This window comes from Cupriavidus sp. FW305-26 (genome assembly GCF_058787975.1).
The window spans coordinates 1-1,508 of record NZ_JBYTAH010000156.1; the positions used below are offsets into that span (position 1 = coordinate 1).

A 1,508-nucleotide genomic window follows, 5' to 3' on the forward strand; every position below is an offset into this window, starting at 1 on the left:
GCGGACTCGATCTCCATCGTCCCCATGCGGTGGCCCGACACGTTCAGCACGTCGTCGATGCGGCCCATGATGGTGAAGTAGCCGGTGTCCTTGTCGCGGATCGAGCCGTCGCCGGCCAGGTAGAGCTTGCCGCCGAGCTCTTCGGGGAAGTAGCTCTTCCTGAAGCGCTCCGGATCGCCCCAGATGGTGCGGATCATGGCCGGCCACGGACGCTTGACCACCAGGATGCCGCCGTTGCCGTTGGGCACGTCATGGCCGGTCTCGTCGACGATGGCGGCCATGATGCCCGGCAGCGGCAGCGTGCACGAACCCGGCACCAGCGGCGTCGCGCCCGGCAGCGGCGTGATCATGTGGCCGCCGGTCTCGGTCTGCCAGAAGGTGTCGACGATCGGGCAGCGCTCGTTGCCGATGTTCTTGTAGTACCACATCCAGGCTTCGGGGTTGATCGGCTCGCCCACGGTGCCGAGCAGGCGCAGGCTGGACAGGTCGTACTGTTTCGGGTGGATCTTCTCGTCGGCCTCGGCGGCCTTGATCAGCGAGCGGATCGCGGTCGGCGCGGTGTAGAAGATGCTGACCTTGTGGCGCGCGATCATGTCCCAGAAGCGGCCGGCGTTGGGGTAGGTCGGCACGCCTTCGAACACCACCTGGGTGGCGCCCGCGGCCAGCGGGCCGTAGGCAATATAGGTGTGGCCGGTGACCCAGCCGATGTCCGCGGTACACCAGAACAGGTCGTCGGGCTTGATGTCGAAGGTCCACTTCATTGTCATCAGCGCCCACAGCAGGTAGCCGCCGGTGCTGTGCTGCACGCCCTTGGGCTTGCCGGTGGAGCCGGAGGTGTAGAGCACGAACAGCGGGTGCTCGGCGCTCACCGGCTCGGCTTCGCAGGTATCCGGCTGGCCGGCGCTGACATCTTCCATCCAGCGGTCGCGGCCTTCGGTCCAGGCAACCTTGCCGCCGGTGCGGCGGTAGACGATCACGTTCCTGACGGCCTCGCAGCCGCCCAGCGCCAGCGCGTCATCGGCGATGGCCTTGAGCGGCAGCGCCTTGCCGCCGCGCATCTGCTCGTCGGCGGTGATCAGCGCCACCGCGCCCACGTCGACCAGCCGCTCCTGCAGCGACTTGGCCGAGAAGCCGCCGAACACCACCGAGTGCGTGGCGCCCAGGCGTGCGCAGGCCTGCATCGCGACCACGCCTTCGACCGACATCGGCATGTAGATCACCACGCGGTCGCCCTTCCTGATGCCGAGCGCCTTCAGGCCGTTGGCAAAGCGGCACACCTTGCCATGCAGCTCGCGGTAGGTGACGCGCGTCACGCTGCCGTCGTCGGCCTCGAACACGATCGCGACCTTGTCCGCATTGCCGTTCTGCAGATTGCGGTCCAGGCAGTTGTAAGAGGCGTTGAGCTCGCCGTCTTCGAACCACTTGTAGAACGGTGCGTTGCTTTGGTCCAGCACCTTGGTGAAGGGCTTGGTCCAGTGCAGCAGCTCGCGCGCGTGGCGCGCCCAGAA

1 protein-coding gene is annotated in these 1,508 nt (G+C 67.1%); it reads right to left on the bottom strand.

What is annotated here, in order from left to right:
* Nucleotides 1-1,508 (bottom strand): acetate--CoA ligase (gene acs, locus AC3WQZ_RS35620; protein WP_492302159.1); only part of this gene is annotated, 1,508 nt, incomplete at both ends.